Genomic DNA, 245 nt, shown 5'->3' on the forward strand with positions numbered 1-245 from the left:
CCGGAGCGCTTGCCGAGACTGCAGCCGCCAAGGACGCCGCCGACCACCACGTCGCCGAACTCGAAGCCGAGCGTGATAGCATCGCCGCAACACTTGCCGAGACTGCAGCCGCCAGGGACGCCGCCAACACTACCGTCGCCGAACTCGAAACCGAGCGCGATCGTATCGCCGGAGCGCTTGCCGAGACGGCAGCCGCCAAGGACGCCGCCGACCACCACGTCGCCGAACTCGAAGCCGAGCGTGAT

Annotated in this window: 1 protein-coding gene; it reads left to right on the forward strand. The window is 68.6% G+C overall.

Translation table 11 applies throughout. The annotated features are described in order from the left end of the window. Positions 1-245: hypothetical protein (locus tag QN347_RS20620; RefSeq protein ID WP_323494522.1), on the forward strand; the 245-nt coding region annotated here is incomplete at both ends.

The organism is Sphingomonas sp. 10B4, assembly GCF_035019905.1.
GTDB lineage: Bacteria > Pseudomonadota > Alphaproteobacteria > Sphingomonadales > Sphingomonadaceae > Sphingomonas > Sphingomonas glacialis.